The organism is Phocaeicola intestinalis, from assembly GCF_014837065.1.
GTDB lineage: Bacteria > Bacteroidota > Bacteroidia > Bacteroidales > Bacteroidaceae > Phocaeicola > Phocaeicola intestinalis.
In genome coordinates, this window is the sequence record NZ_JACSPP010000039.1 from 16,008 (window position 1) to 35,262 (window position 19,255).

16 protein-coding genes are annotated in these 19,255 nt (G+C 49.0%); 12 read left to right on the forward strand and 4 right to left on the reverse strand.

The features are described 5' to 3' along the window. Window positions 1-10: 10 nt before the first annotated feature. The 8 genes from H9625_RS11800 to H9625_RS11835 all read left to right on the forward strand — a co-directional run bounded on the left by H9625_RS11800 (window position 11) and on the right by H9625_RS11835 (window position 8,572). Entirely contained in the window at window positions 11-961 is a 951-nt protein-coding gene (locus H9625_RS11800; protein WP_022039648.1) for a glycosyltransferase family 2 protein, read from the forward strand. 2 nt (window positions 962-963) lie between these two features. After that, window positions 964-1,476, forward strand: a complete 513-nt coding sequence (locus tag H9625_RS11805; RefSeq protein WP_087397039.1) for a DUF6452 family protein — start codon at window positions 964-966, stop codon at window positions 1,474-1,476. Then, complete coding sequence (locus H9625_RS11810) at window positions 1,424-2,137, forward strand: DUF6048 family protein (protein WP_087213328.1); 714 nt, start codon at window positions 1,424-1,426, stop codon at window positions 2,135-2,137. The genes H9625_RS11805 and H9625_RS11810 overlap by 53 nt, the downstream gene beginning before the upstream one ends. 116 nt (window positions 2,138-2,253) lie before the next feature. Next, window positions 2,254-2,826, forward strand: a complete 573-nt coding sequence (locus H9625_RS11815; RefSeq protein ID WP_087213331.1) for a manganese efflux pump MntP — start codon at window positions 2,254-2,256, stop codon at window positions 2,824-2,826. 124 nt (window positions 2,827-2,950) lie between these two features. Further along, window positions 2,951-3,964 carry an FAD:protein FMN transferase gene (locus H9625_RS11820; protein WP_013617350.1) on the forward strand — a complete coding sequence of 338 codons (1,014 nt, stop codon included), beginning with the start codon at window positions 2,951-2,953 and terminating at the stop codon, window positions 3,962-3,964. 142 nt (window positions 3,965-4,106) lie between these two features. Continuing rightward, window positions 4,107-6,101: an OPT family oligopeptide transporter gene (locus H9625_RS11825; protein WP_191764475.1), complete on the forward strand. Its 1,995-nt coding sequence runs from the start codon at window positions 4,107-4,109 to the stop codon at window positions 6,099-6,101. Between the two features lie 105 nt (window positions 6,102-6,206). Beyond that, window positions 6,207-7,046, forward strand: a complete 840-nt coding sequence (locus H9625_RS11830) for an alpha/beta hydrolase (protein WP_022039642.1) — start codon at window positions 6,207-6,209, stop codon at window positions 7,044-7,046. Between the two features lie 119 nt (window positions 7,047-7,165). After that, a complete protein-coding gene (locus H9625_RS11835; protein WP_022039641.1) occupies window positions 7,166-8,572 on the forward strand; it encodes an amidophosphoribosyltransferase in 1,407 nt (468 codons plus the stop codon). Between the two features lie 253 nt (window positions 8,573-8,825). Here H9625_RS11835 and H9625_RS11840 read toward each other — a convergent pair whose 3' ends face one another. After that, on the reverse strand, window positions 8,826-10,040 hold the full coding sequence (locus H9625_RS11840) for a BamA/TamA family outer membrane protein (RefSeq protein ID WP_087209261.1): 1,215 nt from the start codon (window positions 10,038-10,040) through the stop codon (window positions 8,826-8,828). 202 nt (window positions 10,041-10,242) lie between these two features. Between H9625_RS11840 and pepT the strand changes: the two genes are divergently transcribed. Further along, the gene (gene pepT, locus H9625_RS11845) at window positions 10,243-11,469 is read left to right on the forward strand and encodes a peptidase T (protein WP_022039638.1); all 1,227 of its coding nucleotides are present in this window, start codon (window positions 10,243-10,245) and stop codon (window positions 11,467-11,469) included. A 115-nt stretch (window positions 11,470-11,584) separates the two neighbouring features. Next, entirely contained in the window at window positions 11,585-12,670 is a 1,086-nt protein-coding gene (gene gcvT / locus H9625_RS11850) for a glycine cleavage system aminomethyltransferase GcvT (RefSeq protein WP_191764477.1), read from the forward strand. 400 nt (window positions 12,671-13,070) lie between these two features. Here the strand turns inward: gcvT and H9625_RS11855 are convergent, their stop codons facing one another. Continuing rightward, window positions 13,071-13,826 carry a TrmH family RNA methyltransferase gene (locus tag H9625_RS11855; protein WP_191764479.1) on the reverse strand — a complete coding sequence of 252 codons (756 nt, stop codon included), beginning with the start codon at window positions 13,824-13,826 and terminating at the stop codon, window positions 13,071-13,073. Window positions 13,827-14,110: 284 nt separating this feature from the next. Here H9625_RS11855 and tamL point away from each other — a divergent pair, with 284 nt between their 5' ends. Both tamL and H9625_RS11865 read left to right on the forward strand, forming a co-directional pair. Continuing rightward, on the forward strand, window positions 14,111-16,426 hold the full coding sequence (tamL, locus tag H9625_RS11860) for a translocation and assembly module lipoprotein TamL (RefSeq protein WP_191764481.1): 2,316 nt from the start codon (window positions 14,111-14,113) through the stop codon (window positions 16,424-16,426). A 27-nt stretch (window positions 16,427-16,453) separates the two neighbouring features. Next, window positions 16,454-16,684 (forward strand): DUF6965 family protein, encoded by a 231-nt coding sequence (locus tag H9625_RS11865; protein WP_087208372.1) that lies wholly within the window; start codon window positions 16,454-16,456, stop codon window positions 16,682-16,684. A gap of 50 nt (window positions 16,685-16,734) precedes the next feature. On the opposite strand, the gene H9625_RS11870 is transcribed toward H9625_RS11865, so the two are convergent. Both H9625_RS11870 and H9625_RS11875 read right to left on the reverse strand, forming a co-directional pair. After that, entirely contained in the window at window positions 16,735-17,475 is a 741-nt protein-coding gene (locus tag H9625_RS11870) for an NADPH-dependent oxidoreductase (RefSeq protein ID WP_022040428.1), read from the reverse strand. Window positions 17,476-17,666: 191 nt separating this feature from the next. Further along, a complete protein-coding gene (locus H9625_RS11875; RefSeq protein WP_191764483.1) occupies window positions 17,667-19,070 on the reverse strand; it encodes a hypothetical protein in 1,404 nt (467 codons plus the stop codon). Window positions 19,071-19,255 lie beyond the last annotated feature (185 nt).

The window sequence follows — 19,255 nt, forward strand, 5'->3', positions numbered from 1 at the left end:
AATCAGTATTATGGACATATCAGTAGTCATCCCTTTATATAATGAAGCCGAGTCGTTGCCCGAACTGCATGCATGGATAAAACGGGTAATGGATGCCAATCATTTTTCGTATGAAATCATCTTCGTCAATGACGGAAGCACCGACCGCTCGTGGAATGTCATTGAGGAACTGGGCAAAAGCAATCCGGAGGTGAAAGGCATCAAGTTCCGCCGTAATTACGGGAAGTCGCCCGCCCTGTACTGCGGATTCGAACGGGCAGAAGGCGATGTGGTCATTACCATGGATGCCGACCTGCAAGACAGTCCCGACGAAATTCCGGAACTGTATCGGATGATTACGGAGGACGGGTATGACCTGGTTTCGGGCTGGAAACAGAAACGCTATGACCCGCTCTCGAAAACCATACCCACCAAGCTTTTCAATGCAACGGCACGGGCGGTGTCGGGCATACACAACCTGCACGATTTCAACTGCGGGCTGAAGGCATACCGGCGTGAAGTGGTGAAGAACATCGAAGTGTATGGCGAAATGCACCGGTATATCCCGTACCTGGCAAAAAATGCAGGATTTGCCAGAATCGGTGAAAAGGTGGTGCATCATCAGGCACGTAAGTACGGAAAGACCAAATTCGGGCTGAACCGCTTTGTAAACGGTTACCTCGACCTGCTTACGTTATGGTTTCTTTCCACTTTCGGGGTGAAGCCGATGCACATCTTCGGCTTTCTGGGTTCTATTATGTTTTTGTTGGGATTCATATCGGTGGCTGTTATCGGATTCAACAAGCTGCACGACATGTATTGCGGAAATCCGTACCGGCTGGTGACCGAAAGCCCGTACTTCTACCTGGCGCTGACCACGATGGTTATCGGCACGCAATTGTTCCTTGCCGGATTCATCGGCGAACTGATAGCCCGCAACGCTCCCGAACGAAACAAGTATCAAATCGAAAAAGAACTGTAACGATGAAAAGACTACCGGTCATATTCTGCATATTGGCGTTAGCAGGACTGTTGGTTCCAGGCTGTGAAGTGGAAAACTGCCCGCCCAACGCCTTGTCGTACCTGCATTTTTCGCTGGTAGACCAAAACGGACGGACATTCAATACTTCTGACACCATCACTATCGTAGGTCAGACCACTTCTTCTGATACACTTGTATCTGACACGCTTATCAATCAGGAGGCGGCGGCAAGCAGCTTCAGCCTTCCTTTGAGCTACGATGCCTACACCCAGTTTGTCTTTATCTATCACGCGCTGGATGTCGGTTATGTGGGACGCGACACCATCCGGATTGACCACCGGAACATCCCGTATTTCACCAACCTGGATTGCGGAAGCATGATGTTCTACGAAATCACCGGCACGGCGCACACCCACCACAGGCTCGACTCTATCACCATCACTAACCCGAATATCGACAACAATGAGAAAGAAAATATCCGCATCTATTTCACTGTTTCTGGTGTTGAGCAGTAGCCTTCTCTTTCTGTTCCCTGCCCCGTCATGGGCACAAAAGAAAGACAAGGAGCAGCTAAAGGCCGACTACAAGGCTTCCCCGTTCTATCAGGGAAGTTCTATCGGCGTGGAAATAGCCGGCATAGGCGGCTACCTGCTGGGAGGAGACATCATGAGCAGCGAAATTTTATTGCAAAGTAACCTGAAGAACCGTTTTTTGCCTACCCTCGAAATAGGCTACGGGAAAACCGATGTCGTCAATGATGCCAACGACATGCACTACAAGACATCGGCGCCTTATTTCCGGATAGGCATGGACTATAACGTGTTCTACCTGAAGCCTTACCTGCCCGGTTATCTGTATGTGGGCCTGCGTTACGGCATGAGTTCGTTCACCTACGACGTGAGCGGACCTGACATGACTGACCCCAATTATGGAGGGACTACGGTGCCTTTTTCGTATTCGGGCATGAAAAGCAAGGCAAGCTGGCTGGAAGGTGTAGTAGGCATCAAGGTAAGGATTTACAAACGTTTCCACATGGGATGGGCGGTGCGCTACAAGATGCGCATGAGCATCGACAATCACGAGAACTCGGTCCCCTGGTACGTGCCCGGCTTTGGCAAGAACGCCAGCAGCAGCTTCAACCTGACGTATAACTTGATTTATAATCTTCCGTTTTAAGGGAACAAGGTGACAAGGAGACAAGGTGACAAGGTCTTGAATAGTTAACCAAAGTATCTGAAACCTCGTCACCTTGTTAACTCGTCACCTTGTCAACTAATTAATAACTGACACAAATGGGTATATTCGCAATTCTTTTGCTTGCCGTGAGCCTCGCCATCGATTGCTTCACGGTGTCCGTCACCAGCGGCATCATATTACGGCGCATCCGGTGGAATACGTTTCTGACGATGGCGTTCTTTTTCGGCTTCTTCCAGGCTTTAATGCCTTTGCTGGGCTGGCTTGGGGCAAGCCATTTCAGCCACCTCATCGAGGCTTACGACCATTGGGTAGCCTTCGGGCTGCTCGCTTTTTTAGGCATCCGCATGATACGCGAGCATTTCAAGGACAGCGAAGAACACAGCTTCGACCCTACCCGGCTGAAGGTCATCATCACCCTTGCCATTGCTACCAGCATTGATGCACTGGCGGTGGGCATCTCGTTTGCCTTCACCGGATTCAAGGAGCTACAGAGCCTGCTTCTTCCGCTCGTTGCCATCGGGCTTGCCTCGTTCGTCCTCTCGCTGGCAGGAAGCCTTATCGGCATCTTTTTCGGGAAACGCTTCAACTTGCGGATGGAATTGTTCGGCGGGCTGGTATTGATAGGCATCGGCGTAAAGATACTTTGCGAACACTTACTCTCCAGGTAACGAGTTAACAAGGTACCAAGTGACAAGGTTTTTAGATACCATTGGCAAAACTATCTGAGAACCTCGTCAACTCGTCAACTTGTTACCTCGTCACCTATAAACAGATATAAAAACAATAGAAAACATGAAGAAAAAAAACGGACTGAAATGGCAAATCCCTTTCCTGCTGCTGCTCGTCGTGGGTACCGTATGGATATTGCGCAAGCAGGCACCTTACCAGACCGACCAGGGGCTGGTGTTCGGTACGATGTATAAAATCACTTACCAGTCGAAAGAGAACCTGAAAGCCGAGATAGAAGCCGAGCTGCAACGGGTAGACCGTTCGCTTTCGCCTTTCAACAAGGCATCGGTCATTACGCGCATCAACGACAATACGGATATGCAGACCGACTCCCTGTTCGACTATGTGTACCGCCTTGCCCGGCAGGTATCGGAAGAGACACACGGCGCGTTCGACATTACCGTTGCTCCGCTGGTGAATGCCTGGGGATTCGGGTTCAAGAATGCATCGCAAGTAGATTCGGCTACCATCGACAGCTTGCGCCAATTCGTCGGATACGATAAGGTGAAGCTGGAAAACGGAAGGATTGTCAAGAGCGACCCGCGCACGATGCTGGACTGCAGTGCCATTGCCAAAGGCTTCGGTGTAGACTGTGTGGCACGCCTGCTGGACCGGAAAGGCATACGCAACTATATGGTAGACATCGGGGGAGAACTGGTGATGAAAGGTGAAAACGCACAGATGAAACCCTGGCGCATCGGCATCAACAAGCCCATAGACGACTCGCTGGCAGTGAACCAGGAGTTGCAGACCGTATTGCAGGTGAGCGGCGTAGGGCTTGCCACTTCGGGCAACTACCGCAACTTCTATTACAAGGACGGCAAGAAATACGCCCATACCATCGACCCGCGTACAGGCTACCCGATACAGCACAACATCCTCTCGGCTACGGTCATCGCCGACAACTGTGCCAAGGCAGATGCTTACGCCACCGCCTTCATGGTATTGGGGCTGGATTCTGCCAAAGCCGTCTGCCATGCCCATCCCGAGCTGGACGCATACTTTATCTATAGCAAAGACGACGGGAAAACGGACATCTACTACACCGAAGGGATGGAGAAGTACATCGCAAGATAAGTTATAATTAATAATTAACAATTAACAATTAATAATTAACAATTAATAATTAATAGCTGACAGTTTACATTACACTGGGAACGATGCATAAGGCTTCATCTGGCACGAAAAGATAAATTGAAACTAAAAATAATAACACAACATGAAAGAAACAGATGAAAAACCGACGGGACTGCCCGAAAACGCGTTCCGTCCACTGAAACCGGGCGAACAATACCACCCCCTGATGTCGCCCGACAAGAATTATCCTGAAGTAAATGCCTGGTCGGTGACGTGGGGCATCGCCATGGCAGTACTCTTCTCGGCAGCAGCGGCATACTTGGGGTTGAAAGTGGGGCAGGTATTCGAAGCCGCCATCCCCATCGCCATCATTGCCGTGGGAGTGTCTGGAGCCGCCAAGCGTAAAAGCGCACTGGGCGAAAACGTCATCATCCAGTCCATCGGAGCATGTTCGGGCGTTATCGTAGCCGGAGCCATCTTCACCCTTCCGGCACTTTACATCCTTCAGGACAAGTATCCGGAAATGACGGTCGACTTTTTCCAGATGTTCATCAGCTCTTTGCTGGGAGGTATCCTTGGTATCCTGTTTCTCATTCCTTTCCGCAAGTATTTCGTAAGCGAGAAGCACGGCGAATATCCTTTTCCCGAAGCCACCGCCAGCACGCAGGTGCTGATTTCGGGCGAAAAGGGAGGAAGCCAGGCGAAACCGTTGCTCTTTGCCGGACTCATCGGCGGTCTGTACGACTTTATCGTAGCTACCTTCGGGTGGTGGAACGAGAACTTCACCACCCGCGTGTGCGGCTGGGGCGAGACGATTGCCGACAAGGCGAAGCTGGTGCTTAAAATCAATACCGGAGCAGCGGTCTTGGGGCTGGGGTATATCGTAGGGTTGAAATATGCCGCCATTATCTGCGCCGGCTCGCTCGCAGTATGGATTATCATCGTACCGGGCATCGCAATGCTGTGGGGCGACCAGGTATTGAACGCCTGGAATCCGGCTATCACGCAGACCGTAGGCTCGATGTCGCCCGAAACCATCTTTGCCGAATATGCCAAGAGTATCGGCATCGGAGGCATCGCCATGGCGGGCATTATCGGCATCGTGCGCTCGTGGAGCATCATCAAGAGTGCCGTAGGGCTTGCCGCCAAAGAGATGAAAGGCAAGAAGGCAGATGCCGGCGTGGTGCGCACACAGAAAGACTTGTCGATGAAAATCATCGCCATCGGGTCGATTGTCACCATTATCCTTGTGGCGCTGTTCTTCTATTTCGATGTGATGCAAGGCAATTTGCTGCACACCATTGTAGCAATCATCCTCGTGGCAGGCATCTCGTTCCTGTTTACCACGGTAGCCGCCAATGCCATTGCCATCGTGGGCACCAATCCCGTGTCGGGCATGACGCTGATGACCCTGATTCTGGCATCGGTGGTGATGGTTGCCGTAGGGCTGAAAGGTGCTACGGGCATGGTTGCGGCATTGGTTATGGGAGGCGTGGTATGTACTGCCCTCTCGATGGCAGGCGGCTTCATTACCGACCTGAAAATCGGCTATTGGCTGGGAAGCACGCCCGCCAAGCAACAGACGTGGAAATTCCTGGGCACACTGGTATCGGCTGCTACCGTAGGCGGTGTTATCATGATACTGAACAAGACCTACGGATTCTCTTCGGGTGCACTTGCCGCACCGCAAGCCAATGCCATGGCTGCCGTCATCGACCCGCTGATGAACGGTGTGTCGGCTCCGTGGCTGCTTTATGGCATCGGTGCCGCACTGGCATTGGTGCTGACTTATTTCAAAGTCCCGGCACTTGCCTTTGCCTTAGGTATGTTTATCCCCTTGGAGCTGAACCTGCCGCTTATTGTAGGCGGTGCCATCAACTGGTACGTCACCACCCGTAGCAAGGACGAAGCGGTCAATGCGGCGCGTGGAGAAAAGGGCACTTTACTGGCTTCGGGCTTCATAGCCGGCGGTGCACTGATGGGTGTGATAAGTGCCGCGATGCGTTTCGGAGGCATTAATCTGGTGAACGAAGTGTGGCTGGAAAACCCGATGAGCCAAGTAGTATCGCTCATTGCATACGCACTCCTTATTATATATTTAGTAAAAGCGAGTATGAAAATAAATAAAGTTGACTAGTTGACGAGGTACGAGGTGACTAGGTTTTGAATAGTTTTACTTATGCTATCTAAGGCCTAGTACCTCGTCCCTGGTCACCTGGTACCTAATAAAAAATAAAACACCATGAAAAAGTTAGCATTAATGAGTTTACTCTTTGTTTCTACGCTGCTTGCGGCGCAGGAACCTGTCAAAATCAAGTTGTGGCAAAACGGCGCGCCCAATGACAACGGCATGACCAGCCAAGTGGAAAAAGGTCCGCTCTATGTAGCAGAACCGACCATCGAAGTCTATCCCGCTAAAGAAAGCAACGGACTTGCCATCGTGATGTGCCCGGGAGGTGGATACAGTCATCTCGCCATGAACCACGAAGGGCATGATATGGCAAACTGGTTCAACAGCCAAGGCATTACATACGCCGTACTGACCTACCGTATGCCTAACGGAAACAATGAAGTCCCCCTGAGCGATGCCCAACAGGCACTCCGCATCATGCGCCAGCATGCAAAAGAATGGAACATCCAAAAGCTGGGCATCATGGGCGCTTCGGCAGGCGGACATCTGGCAAGCACCGCCGCAACCCATTTTACAGACGCAGAGACACGTCCCGACTTCCAGATTCTGTTCTATCCAGTCATTACGATGGATCCTGCTTACACCCACATGGGTTCGCACGACAACCTATTAGGAAAGAATCCTTCAAAAGAACTCGAACAAAAGTACTCGAACGAACTGCAAGTCACACCCGAAACTCCTCAGGCATTCATCATGCACAGCAGCGATGACGGTGCCGTACCCGTAGCCAACAGCGTGAACTATTATACGGCACTGGTGAAAAACGGTGTCTCGGCAAGCCTGCACACCTATCCCGTCGGCGGACACGGCTGGGGATTCCGCGACAGCTTCCTTTACAAACGCCAATGGACCGGTGAGCTGGAGAAATGGCTGCGTGAGCTCGACCGCTAAACATACAGAAGCTGGCTGGAAGGAAAATTCTCTTTCCGCCAGCTGTTTTTTCGGTACTTTTCTGTAATTTTGCAGGCGATTTACTTACTTTACAATTTTAACAACTTAACATAGCAAAAATGGGTGGTTTTTTCGGAACAGTCTCTATGGCTGAATGTGTGACCGATTTGTTTTACGGTACGGATTACAATTCGCACTTGGGAACCAAACGTGCAGGGATGGCTACTTACGATGAAACATCGGGTTTCGCAAGGTCGATTCATAGTATAGACAATTCGTACTTCCGTACCAAATTCGAGTCGGAGTTATCAAAGTTTAAGGGCAAATCGGGTATCGGCGTTATCAGTGATACCGACCCACAACCCATTATGATTAATTCACATCTGGGACGGTTTGCGATAGTGACGGTTGCCAAAATCAATAATATCTCCGAACTGGAGAAAGAATTGCTGGATGCCAATATGCACTTTGCCGAAATGAGTATGGGGAAAACCAACCCTACCGAGCTGGTGGCATTGCTCATCGTGCAAGGAAAAAATTTCGTCGAGGGCATCGAAAACGTATATGCTAAGGTGAAAGGCTCGTGCTCGATGCTGCTTCTTACCGAGGATGGTATCATCGCCGCCCGTGACCGGCTGGGACGGACGCCCATCATCATCGGAAAGAAAGAGGGCGCGTATGCCGTGACCAGTGAGTCGTGCAGCCTGCCTAACCTTGATTTCGAGATAACCGGCTACGTGGGACCGGGCGAGATAGTCCGTGTGCGTGCCGGAGGCGTAGAGCAGCTGCGCAAGCCCAACGAGGAGATGCAGGTATGCTCCTTCCTGTGGGTGTATTACGGCTTCCCCGTGTCGTGCTACGAGGGGCGCAACGTAGAAGAAGTGCGCTTCAAGAGCGGTTACGAGATGGGACGTACCGATGAGTCGGAAGTGGACTGCGCCTGCGGCATTCCCGATTCGGGTGTAGGCATGGCGTTGGGCTATGCCGAGGGCAAAGGCGTACCTTATCACCGTGGCATTGCCAAGTACACTCCTACCTGGCCGCGCAGCTTCACACCCAGTAATCAGGAGATGCGCTCGCTGGTGGCAAAAATGAAACTCATCCCCAACCGTGCCATGCTGCAAGGCAAACGGGTGTTGTTCTGCGATGACTCCATCGTGCGTGGCACCCAGTTGCGCGACAACGTGAAAATCCTCTACGACTATGGTGCCAAGGAAATCCACATGCGTATCGCCTGCCCGCCGCTGATTTACGGCTGTCCGTTCATCGCCTTTACCTCGTCGAAGAGCGACATGGAACTGATTACTCGCCGCATTATCGAAGAGATAGAGGGTGACGGTAATGCGAAATTAGACCGCTATGCCACTACCGGCTCACCCGAGTACAATGAACTGGTAGAACGTATCCGTGCGCGATTTGGTCTCACATCGTTGAAATTCAATACGCTGGAGACGCTGATAAACGCCATAGGCTTGCCTAAGTGCAAGGTCTGCACGCATTGCTTCGACGGTTCGAGTCGCTTCTGATTTCCCTTTTCTCACCAATTGGCAATGGATAATTGACCATTATTCTAAGCCGGAGTAGTTGTCAATTGTCTGTTGTCATTGTCATTACCGTTGTGATGCAACTATAATGGATACGGGGGACATATATATGCACACACGGACGGATATAGTTGCATATTTCCGAGTGGCTATAATTACCTGCCAAATCTGCGTTAATCTGCGAAAATCTGTGTTTTCAGAGCTTGTCGTATATCATTGATTACTTATCGACGGATCAGAACGCTTCTGTCATGTTGAAGTAGAACAGGTTCTGGCGGTTGATGAAGTTGCGCCCGAAGTCGAGGCGGACGTTCATGCGCGGCTGCACTTCGATGCGCAGGCCCAAGCCGGCGTTGGGCAACACGCCTTCTATCTTCACCGGATTAGGACCCATGAATCCGGCTCCTCCCCAGGCTACGAAGCCCAAGTGGTGGACGATGCGCTTCAGCCAGTTGCTGCGGTCGGTGTTGAACATCTGGCGGTATTCCACCAGTGCCACGTGGCCGCTCTTGTCGCGGTATTGCCCCATGTAGTATCCGCGCAGGTCGAACGGCGTACCGCTCAGCACGTATTTGTTCAGTGGAATGTTGTTGCCGAATACGTTCTTGGTCTGTACCGTCCAGGCGAGTACTTTCCGTTCGCCTACCGACTTGTATTGGCGGTAATCCAGCTCGAAGCGGTAGAAATCGTTGTCACTTCCCAGCCATTTCTGGTACAGCAGTCCACGGATGTCGAAGTACAGCCCTCGGTAAGGGTTGGCAGGGATGTCACGCGTGTCGTAGGTGACGAGGAAGCCGATGCCCGAGCTGAAGTTCTTGTAGCCCGATTCGGTACCTCCGGCGCGCACGTAATCTGCTTGGTGTGCCAGATGTTTTGCCGGACTGCTTATCTTGTCGTAGTTCAGGTCGATTTGCGGGCCGATAAACCAGTCGGTCTCCTTGATGCGGAACAGAAACCAGGGGTTTATCTGCACACCGCTGTAGCGGTATTGGCTGGTACTGTCACTCCGTTCGTAATTTTTGTTGGTAGAATAGCCCACGCCGTAGAAGTTCTCTTGCGTGTTTTTGTAAGTGAATTGTCCGAAGATGCGGAAGCGGTCGTTCTTGAAAAACAGTTGGGGCTTTACTTGGATATTCAGTCCGCCTTTGAAGATGAATGCCATGGCAAAGGGGAGTACTGAGCGGCGCATGGTAGTGTCTTTGGGATTCATGCGGAACGTCATCAGTGCACTTCCGCCTACCAGAAATCCGAAGTCGGGGCTGAAGCTGGGTCCTCCCAATATATTGTAATGGAAGTTTCGTCGTGCTACCTTCTGGCGGTGCAGTTCTTTCTTGCTCAGAGTCATTGGCGGGGAAAGCGTGTCGGCAGGAAGCCGGAGGGTGTCCGTCTCTTGGGCAAAGCCGAGCGATGCCGTCAAGCACAGGATGCAGAGTGTAATCAGTTTTTTCATATTCAAAATGTTATCAGTCGCAAAGGTATAAAAACTTGGGCACTTGGAGGCTTAAAATTAGAAGAACTTAATTAAGTTTGTGGTCTTGTATGGCTTTTTAATGGTCTCGGTATAGCTTTTTAACTTCGTATGTTTGGCGGTATGCCGGCTATTTTCTACTTTTACATCACTAATCATTGCTAAAAATTTAACTTAAAAGATTATGACAGTAATAGAACGTTTTTTGAAGTACGTTTCTTTCGACACTCAGTCGGACGAGAATGCCGGTGTGACACCCAGCACTCCCGGACAGATGGTGTTCGCCAAATATTTGCAATCGGAATTGGAAGCATTAGGGCTGGAGGAAATCTCACTCGATGAGAACGGTTACCTTTTTGCTACCCTTCCGGCTAATGTGGACCGTGATATCCCTACCATTGGTTTCATCGCTCACATGGATACCAGTCCCGATATGTCGGGTGCGGATGTACGTCCGCGCATTGTGGCCGATTACCAAGGTCAGGATATACCCTTGTGTGAGGAAGAAGGTATCGTGTTGTCACCCGGACAGTTTCCCGAATTGCTCGACCATATAGGCGAGGACTTGATAGTGACTGACGGGCGAACCCTGCTGGGAGCCGATGATAAGGCAGGCATTGCCGAAATCGTAGGGGCAATGGCTTATCTGAAGGAGCATCCCGAAATCAAGCATGGAAAAATCCGCATCGGTTTCAATCCTGACGAGGAAATCGGACTGGGAGCGCACAAGTTCGATGTGGAGAAGTTCGGATGCAAATGGGCATACACGATGGACGGAGGCGAAGTGGGCGAGCTGGAGTTTGAGAATTTCAATGCGGCTTCGGCAAAGGTGCAGGTAAAAGGTCTGAACGTGCATCCTGGATATGCCAAAGGCAAGATGGTCAATTCGTTGCTGGTAGCAAACGAGTTCGTGTCCTTGCTCCCTGATGCCGAAACTCCTGCCACGACCGAAGGCTACGAAGGTTTCTTCCACCTGATAGGTATGGAAGGAGAGGTGGAACATACTACGGTTTCGTACATTATCCGCGACCATGACCGTGTGAAATTTGAGGCACGCAAGGCGCTGATGAAAGTGTGTGCCGACAAGCTGAACGAAAAATACGGAGCGGGTACGGTAACGGTAGAGGTGAAAGACCAATACTACAACATGCGCCAGCAGGTAGAGCCGCTGATGCACATCATTGATATCGCTTTTGCTGCCATGCAGGAGGCAGGTGTGGAGCCGAAAGTGAAAGCTATCCGCGGAGGTACGGATGGTGCCCAGCTCTCGTTTAAAGGCCTGCCCTGTCCAAACCTCTTTGCCGGCGGCTTGAACTTCCACGGGCGTTACGAGTTTGTGCCCATACAGTCTATAGAGAAAGCCATGAAGGTGGTAGTGAAGATTGCCGAGCTTACCGCTAGGCGGTATTGATTTTGTTAATTATGCGAATCAGGAGTATAACTATGTTTAACTCCTGATTTGTTGATAAAAAAATCGGTTAATCTGTGGTGATGACCTTAATAATAAACCTTAACATGAAAAACAGATGAAAACAACTCCATTTACAGAGAAACACATCGCGCTTGGCGCAAAGATGCACGAATTTGCGGGCTACAATATGCCTATCGAATATTCTGGAATCATTGACGAACATCTTACGGTGTGCAACGCCGTGGGCGTGTTCGACGTCTCACACATGGGCGAATTTTGGGTGAAAGGTCCTTATGCGCTCCAGTTTATCCAAGATATTACTTCGAACAATGCGGCTGTGCTCACGCCGGGTAAGGTACAATATACGTGCTTTCCCAATGAAACCGGGGGGATCGTCGATGACTTGCTGGTGTATTGCTATGAGCCGGAAAAGTATATGCTGGTGGTAAATGCCGCCAACATCGGGAAAGACTGGGACTGGTGTGTATCGCACAACCGTGCCGGTGCTGAACTGGAAAACGCTTCCGACCGTATGGCACAACTTGCCATACAGGGACCGAAAGCTTTGTCTGTGTTGCAGAAACTGACCTCGGTAAATCTGGCAGAGATACCCTATTATCATTTCTGTGTGGGCGATTTTGCCGGAGTACCGCAAGTGATTCTCTCGAATACTGGCTATACCGGAGCCGGAGGCTTCGAACTTTATTTCTATCCGCAAGATGCGATACACATTTGGGACGCTATTTTCGAGGCTGGAGCCGAGTTCGGCATCAAGCCTGCCGGATTGGGCGCACGCGACACATTGCGCTTAGAGATGGGTTTCTGTCTGTACGGCAATGACATCGATGATACCACATCGCCCCTCGAAGCCGGACTGGGGTGGATTACAAAGTTTGTAGAAAGCAAGGATTTCCCCAATCGTGCAGCACTCGAAAAGCAGAAAGCCGAAGGTGTTGCCCGCAAGCTGGTAGGTTTTGAGATGGTAGACCGCGGCATCCCGCGCCACGGCTATAAGTTGGCGGATGCCGATGGAAATGAAATCGGACATGTCACTTCGGGCACCATGTCGCCTACTCGCAAGATAGGTATCGGTTTGGGCTATGTACAAACCGCTTTCTCGAAACCCGGTACGGAAATCTATCTGGACAACCGCGGGCGGAAGCTGAAAGCACAAGTCGTGAAGCCGCCTTTCCGCAAGTGATGTTTTCACCGCAGAGAATGTATAATTACTGTTTTTCGATTTACGAAGTAAACTAAGAAACTGTTTTGAATTTCTCCAAAAAGTTTTTCTCGTCTTGATGTTTCCGTTTTCGTGTGTGCTTTGGGCGATTTTTTGGTCCTTTCCGCTTCTGTTCTTCGTCAGATAGCCTGCTATCTTCCCATAGTAAAGACGCAAGATTTTGTGTCTCTACAAAAACTCATCCCCAATCATCGCACGATAAATTCAAAACAGTTTTTAATTTGTGCATTTGTTCAAGTATGCCTTTTGATGAACATAAGTGAGTGGACCGTTTCACATAAGTGACTTGGGTGTTTCACATAAGTAAGTCAGTCGTATCACTTATGTTCGTTGATACCGCATATGGTATAGTATGGCTTGTTTATTTTCTTCTCCTGAATTCAGCGCAGACGATAGCTGTGGCTATGGCTACATTCAGTGATTCGCTGGTGGCTCTTTCAGGCGGATAGTTTGGGATGAACAAGCGGTGGTTGATAACTTCGGCTATGTCCGGGCTGATGCCATTGCCCTCGTTGCCCATTATGATGATGCCTTTGCTATCTAAAGCTTCTTCGTATATGTTATTTCCGTTTAGGAATGTACCGAAGAGGGGAACGTCTGCCTTGGCCTGTTCTGTGATAAATGCGGCCAGGTCACAGTAATGGAATTTTACGCGTGCGATGGCTCCCATCGTAGCCTGTACGGTTTTGGGGTTATAGATGTCAGCCGTGCCTCGCGAGCAGAATATGTGTTCGATGCCGAACCAGTCGGCCACCCGTGCTATTGTTCCTACATTTCCGGGATCTTGAACATCGTCCAGTGCCAGGCAGAGTGAGTGTCTGGCTGCATCTGCTTCTACTTTATGTGGCAGTTGTTCGAAGATAGCCAGTACTTCCTGAGGGGTTTTCTGCAGGCTGATACGAGATAGTTCATCTCTCTTTACCACAATGATTTCGGAAGCTTGGATGTAGGGGTGTTGGTTCAGCCATTCGTCGGTGCCTACTATCAGCCGGCATGTAAAATGCCCCAGCAGGTCGCCTACCAGTTTCGGTCCTTCGGCGATGAAGGCTTGTTCTTCTTTCCGGTTCTTTTTCTGTTCCAGCGAGTGGATGTATTTGATTTTGTTTTTGCTGAGCATACGTTTTCGTTTAAAATGACACCTGTCAGGAATCACAAGGGGAGTCAGAAAAGGTGGTATTGTTCACATTTTGGGTTGGAAGTTAGCAGCCGATACTTGTATGCTTGTTTCATAAAGCTGAATCACGGGCTTTTAACTACCGGGCATAGTGATAATTCTTGCGAAGCATGACCACTTTAACTCCTGATTCGCACAAATAACAAATATTTACGGGCAAAGCTAAGAAGATATTTTCAATAAATCCCTATCTTTGCGGATAAATTTGCATTCCCTCTGAGTAGTATATGAAAAAAAAGGTTCTGATAAACGTATTCCTGATGCTTGCTGTTATGTTGCTGGCAGGCTGTTCAGTGAGCAAGTTTATTCCAGAGGGGAGCTATTTGTTGCATGATGTTAAAATAGAGTCGGATAATAAAGAGATTAAGTCGTCGCAGATGAATCTTTATGTCCGTCAGACCTCTAATGCCAAATGGTTCAGTATTGTCAAGCTTCCCATGTATATTTATAGTGCTTCAGGGCTGGATTCTACAAAATGGCTGAATCGTTTTTGGCGCAAGATAGGTGAGGCTCCCGTCATATATGACCGTGAGGCTGCTCGGGAAACCCGTGAGGAAATGGAAAAAGCCGTACAGAATATGGGATATATGGGAGCTACTGTAGATATGGACGAGGTGCCTTCGGGCAACCGGATGAAAGTGTATTATTCGATTCATTCGGGACAACCGTACGTTGTAGAGCGTCTGACTTATGACATTTCCGATTCGAAAATAGCCGCTTATCTGGCAGAAGATTCTACTCATACCCGTCTGTACGAGGGAATGCGTTTCGATGTAAACGTACTGGATGAGGAGCGTCAGCGTATTACCCAATACTTGCAGGACCGTGGGTATTATCGTTTCAATAAAGATTTCATAACTTATCAGGCGGATACGATGCTGAATACGCATCGGGTAGGTTTGACAATGAGATTATTGCCTTACCGCCGTACAAAGGATGATGCGCCTCAACCCCATAGGCAGTACACATTGCGTAATGTGCGTTATGTGCTGGGGGTAGATTTTGCAGAATTGTCAGAGGATGCTTTGCGCGGGCTCGATTCGATATCTTCCGGTGGAGTCGGGCTTTTTTATAAAGACAGACCTTTTTTACGTCCGCGGGTCGTAACCGATTATAATCATTTACATCCGGGGGATTTGTATTGCAGCCGTAATGTACAGGACACTTATTCTTCGCTGGCGAGGCTGTCAGTATTGAAATATTCCAATATCCGTTTCGATGAAGTACGGTTGCCCGGCGATTCTGCCCGTGTGGATGCATATATCTTTTTGTCTAAGAACAAAAACAAAGCCCTTTCATTCGAAATAGAAGGTACCAATTCGGCTGGTGATTTAGGAGCAGCCGCTTCGGCTTCATTTATCCACCGCAACTTGTTTAAAGGCTCGGAAACGTTTACCTTGAAATTGCGTGGTGCGTACGAAGCGGTAAGCGGACTGGAGGGGTATGCCAACAGCAATTATGTGGAGTATGGCGTGGAGAGCAGCATCAATTTCCCCGAATTTATGTTTCCTTTTTTGTCATCCGACTTCAAACGGCGTGTCCGGGCAACCTCAGAGGTCAGTGTGAAGTTCAATTCACAGGTACGTCCGGAGTTCGAACGGACGTTGGCTTCTGCTGCTTGGAGTTACCGGTGGTCGCGTAGGGGAAAAGCTACGCACCGGTTTGATGTGCTCGACATCAACTATGTTTACATGCCTTACATTTCCGGTGCTTTCAATGATTATCTTGACCGTATGGACCAGGTCAATCCTTTGTTGCGGCATAGTTATGAAGACCTTTTTATCGTGCGGATGGGGTATACTTATACATACAACAGTGCAGGAGGAAATGCGATGAAGGCTGCCAAGAGCAATTCGTATTCCATCCGTTTCAATATTGAAGAGTCGGGCAATCTGCTTTATGGATTTTCGCGTCTGGTGCATAAGAAACCGAAATACGGCGATGCTTATCAGCTGGCAAACATCGATTTTGCCCAGTATGTGAAGATGGATATCGATTTTGCGAAGAATTTTGTGATAGACGACCGGAACTCGTTGGTATTTCATGCTGGGTTGGGCATAGCTTGCCCGTATGGCAATTCGAGAAGCCTGCCTTTCGAAAAGCTTTATTTCTCGGGTGGAGCCAATAGTGTGCGTGGCTGGAGAGTGCGTACGCTGGGACCCGGTTCGTACCGGGGAGACGGGAATACCATCGATTATGTCAATCATACAGGTGATATCAAGCTTGACCTTAACATCGAGTATCGTACCTATTTGTTCTGGAAATTGAACGGTGCGGCATTTATCGATGCCGGTAATGTGTGGAATATTCGTACCCAAGGCACACAGACCGAAGGCGTTTTCAAGTTCAACCGTTTTTATAAGCAATTGGCAGTAGCATATGGTTTGGGCATTCGTTTTGACCTCGATTTTCTAATCCTGCGTTTCGACGGTGGTATGAAAGCCATCAATCCGATGTATACGGGCAAAGACCGTTATCCGATTGTTTCACCTGATTTCAAGCGTGATTTTGCTTTCCACTTTGCTGTAGGCTATCCCTTCTGATTAGTTTAATTCAATTATAAAGACAAGATGAAAGATTCTAACAATTTGTATACGAAAGAAGAAATTCAGGAACTGGAACATTGGTTCGATAGCAAGGAGCTTCCTAAGAGTTTGCAATTGGACAAGGCTACATATATCCCAGACCTGAAAGAAACATTGCACAGGTTGTTTCTGCAAGCAGACCAATGCTACGAAAATCCGAAGATGCAAGGTTGTATTTATCTGCTAGAACGCATCAAGGCAAAGCTGGAGGAATGAAGAATCCCATGTGGCGAAGCGATTCTTCATTCTTCATTTAAAAAAGTTCATCATTCCTCAAACTTCTGCTTGCGTAGAGTTTCTTTCAGCACTTTCGACATTGCCTCGTTTCCTTCTTTCGTGTAGCGGATGTCGGTGAAAATCTGTGCCAGCGTTTCGGTATGGTTGATTTCCACGAAATGCTTGTTCTCGGGCAGTGACTCCTTGTAGGCATAGATACGGTCGATGTCCTCGGGCGAATAGTCATGATATTGCTCTTCGTGAACGATGCCTTCCAAAGGCAGACGGTCGGTCTGGGGAGGACATTCATCGGGATAGCCCACGGTGATGGTAGCAAGCGGAATGACCCGTTCGGGCAGGTTCAGGACTTCGATGATTTGGTCGGGATTATAAATCGTGGTGCCCAGGAAACAGGTGCCCAGTCCGGCGGCTTCGGCAAGTGTGCAGAAGTTTTGTGTAAGCATGATAGCATCGATGCTGGCATTCATGAACGAGAGCAGGTTGTCGTAGCCTGGTTCTGCCTTGCGTTGGCGACACCACTTCACAAAGCGGTTGAAGTCGGCGCAGAAGGTCAGCACCACGGGAGCCTCTGCCAGCATTGGCTGGTGGAAATGTGCGGGTGCCAGCCGTTCTTTCATTGCCGGGTCACGTGTGATAATGACGCTATACAACTGCATGTTACCCATTGTTGGGGCACGGAAAGCTTCTTCCAGCAATCCGTTTAGCAAGTCGGCAGGAATGTCCTGTTGCTTATACTTGCGTATCGTACGTCTGTTTTTGATAGAATCCATAATTTGTTTTTGGTTTTTGGTTTGAGCAAAGGTAATATAAAATGAGCAAATAAACAATGTGCCAATGTGCTAATGTGTTAATGTGTTAATGTGCTAATGTGCTAATGTGTTAATGTGCTAATGTGTTAATGTGTTAATGTGCTAATGTGCCAATGTTCGTTACGCCGGATTTTGATAATGTTTACTGCGGTTTAATGTACCTCGAATTCGGATAATTTGATGCCATAGCCCATTTCGGGCCATTCTACGTAGATGTCTTGGTCATCTGTATGCCTCACTATCAACACTTGTTGCGTAGGGTTGATTTTTTGAAGAAAGTCGTATGCCTCTATGGGCAATTGGTACGTGCGGCTGTCCCCATTGTGCCTGATGAAGAGCTTCAGGCAAGTCCGGCTGATGCTGACATCTTCCAGCTGGTAGGTGTCTTTCAGGTCAATTCTGCCTGCAAACAACGCTTTGGCTTGTTCGAAGATGGAATTTCCTTGTTCTTTATCCCATTTGTTCATGATTCTTGTCCACACTTTTTCTTCTTTGTCTTTCGCTTTTTCCAGATTTATCTGTTTCATGGCTTCAGGAAGCCCGAATAGATTACCTGTTGCAGGATTGGCTTCCAGATAGAGTGTATGCGTTTCTTCATCATATCCGTAGGCATAAAAACACCATTCTCTATGTGCTCCAGTTCCCCGGCAAGCTTGAAGGATGAGCGGGTCGTCTTCTTTATCTACCGACCAAAAGCAAAACACCAATGCGTCTTTCAGTACGAATGTGCAGATGTCTTTTCCTGCTTCCAGGCACAATACGATGTAGCACCCGTTTGTGGCACGCCCGAAACTATGCTCTACCAGTACCCATACTTGGCTGCCTTGTAGGTAAGGGTGCCCGGGTATGCGCCAAAAGCTTTTTGCATCCCAACCGAATAACATCATGCTTTGACTGGCATAGCTGCTGAAATCCGCTTCCGTATAGCGTCGGAACAAGATGGTACAGTTTTCGATGATTTTCCACAAGTTCGATGCTTTTGTCAGTTCTTTCAGATTGAAAGAAATTTCATGCGCGTCCGTCCTTTCCGGGTACCAGTAGGATAACATACTGTCCAATTCGTCTATCAGCAGGCAGAAAGTGCGTTGGGGGTTTTCCTTATAAGGGTCGATATTTCGGCATCGTATATAAATCACCGTCACGATGCCCCAATACACATCCGGTTCGTCCGCTTTCAGGTCTTTCAGTATCGGGGCGGTTTCTTGCTGGAATTCCGGAGAACAAGCTTCGTAATCATCATCGGTCAGCATGAGCAGCAAGTATCGAAGCCACTTCGGATGTTTCCGGTCCATTTCGGGCAGAATCAAGTCGCTGAAATAAGCGGCCCCTTCAAAGATACGCGCTAAGTTATACAAGTGCCTTTCCGTGAGGCAGTGCTCTTCCAGGAGCTTGTCCCACACGTCGTCCACCGTACTGTCTTTCGTTTCATCCCTCATAATCCGATAAAGGGTCGCCTTGTTGCTTTCGTATTCCAAGTCTTTGGCGAGTGCGGAAGCCGAAGGCGCGAAAGCCCGGTTTTCGATGAGGCATTGCAATATCTTTCGTTTCTCGTTCATATCCGTATCAATTTAAGCCGGTTTTGATACAAAACGCCGGCACCTGCCGAAATCCGTCCTTATATAATATAAGGAGTAAACGGGAAAACCGTAATTTTGTATCAATCCCTTACTGTCCAACTCTTCAAATGCACATCAATTCCTACGTAAATATTTTGTCCTTCAAAATTTAATGTGTTACTTTG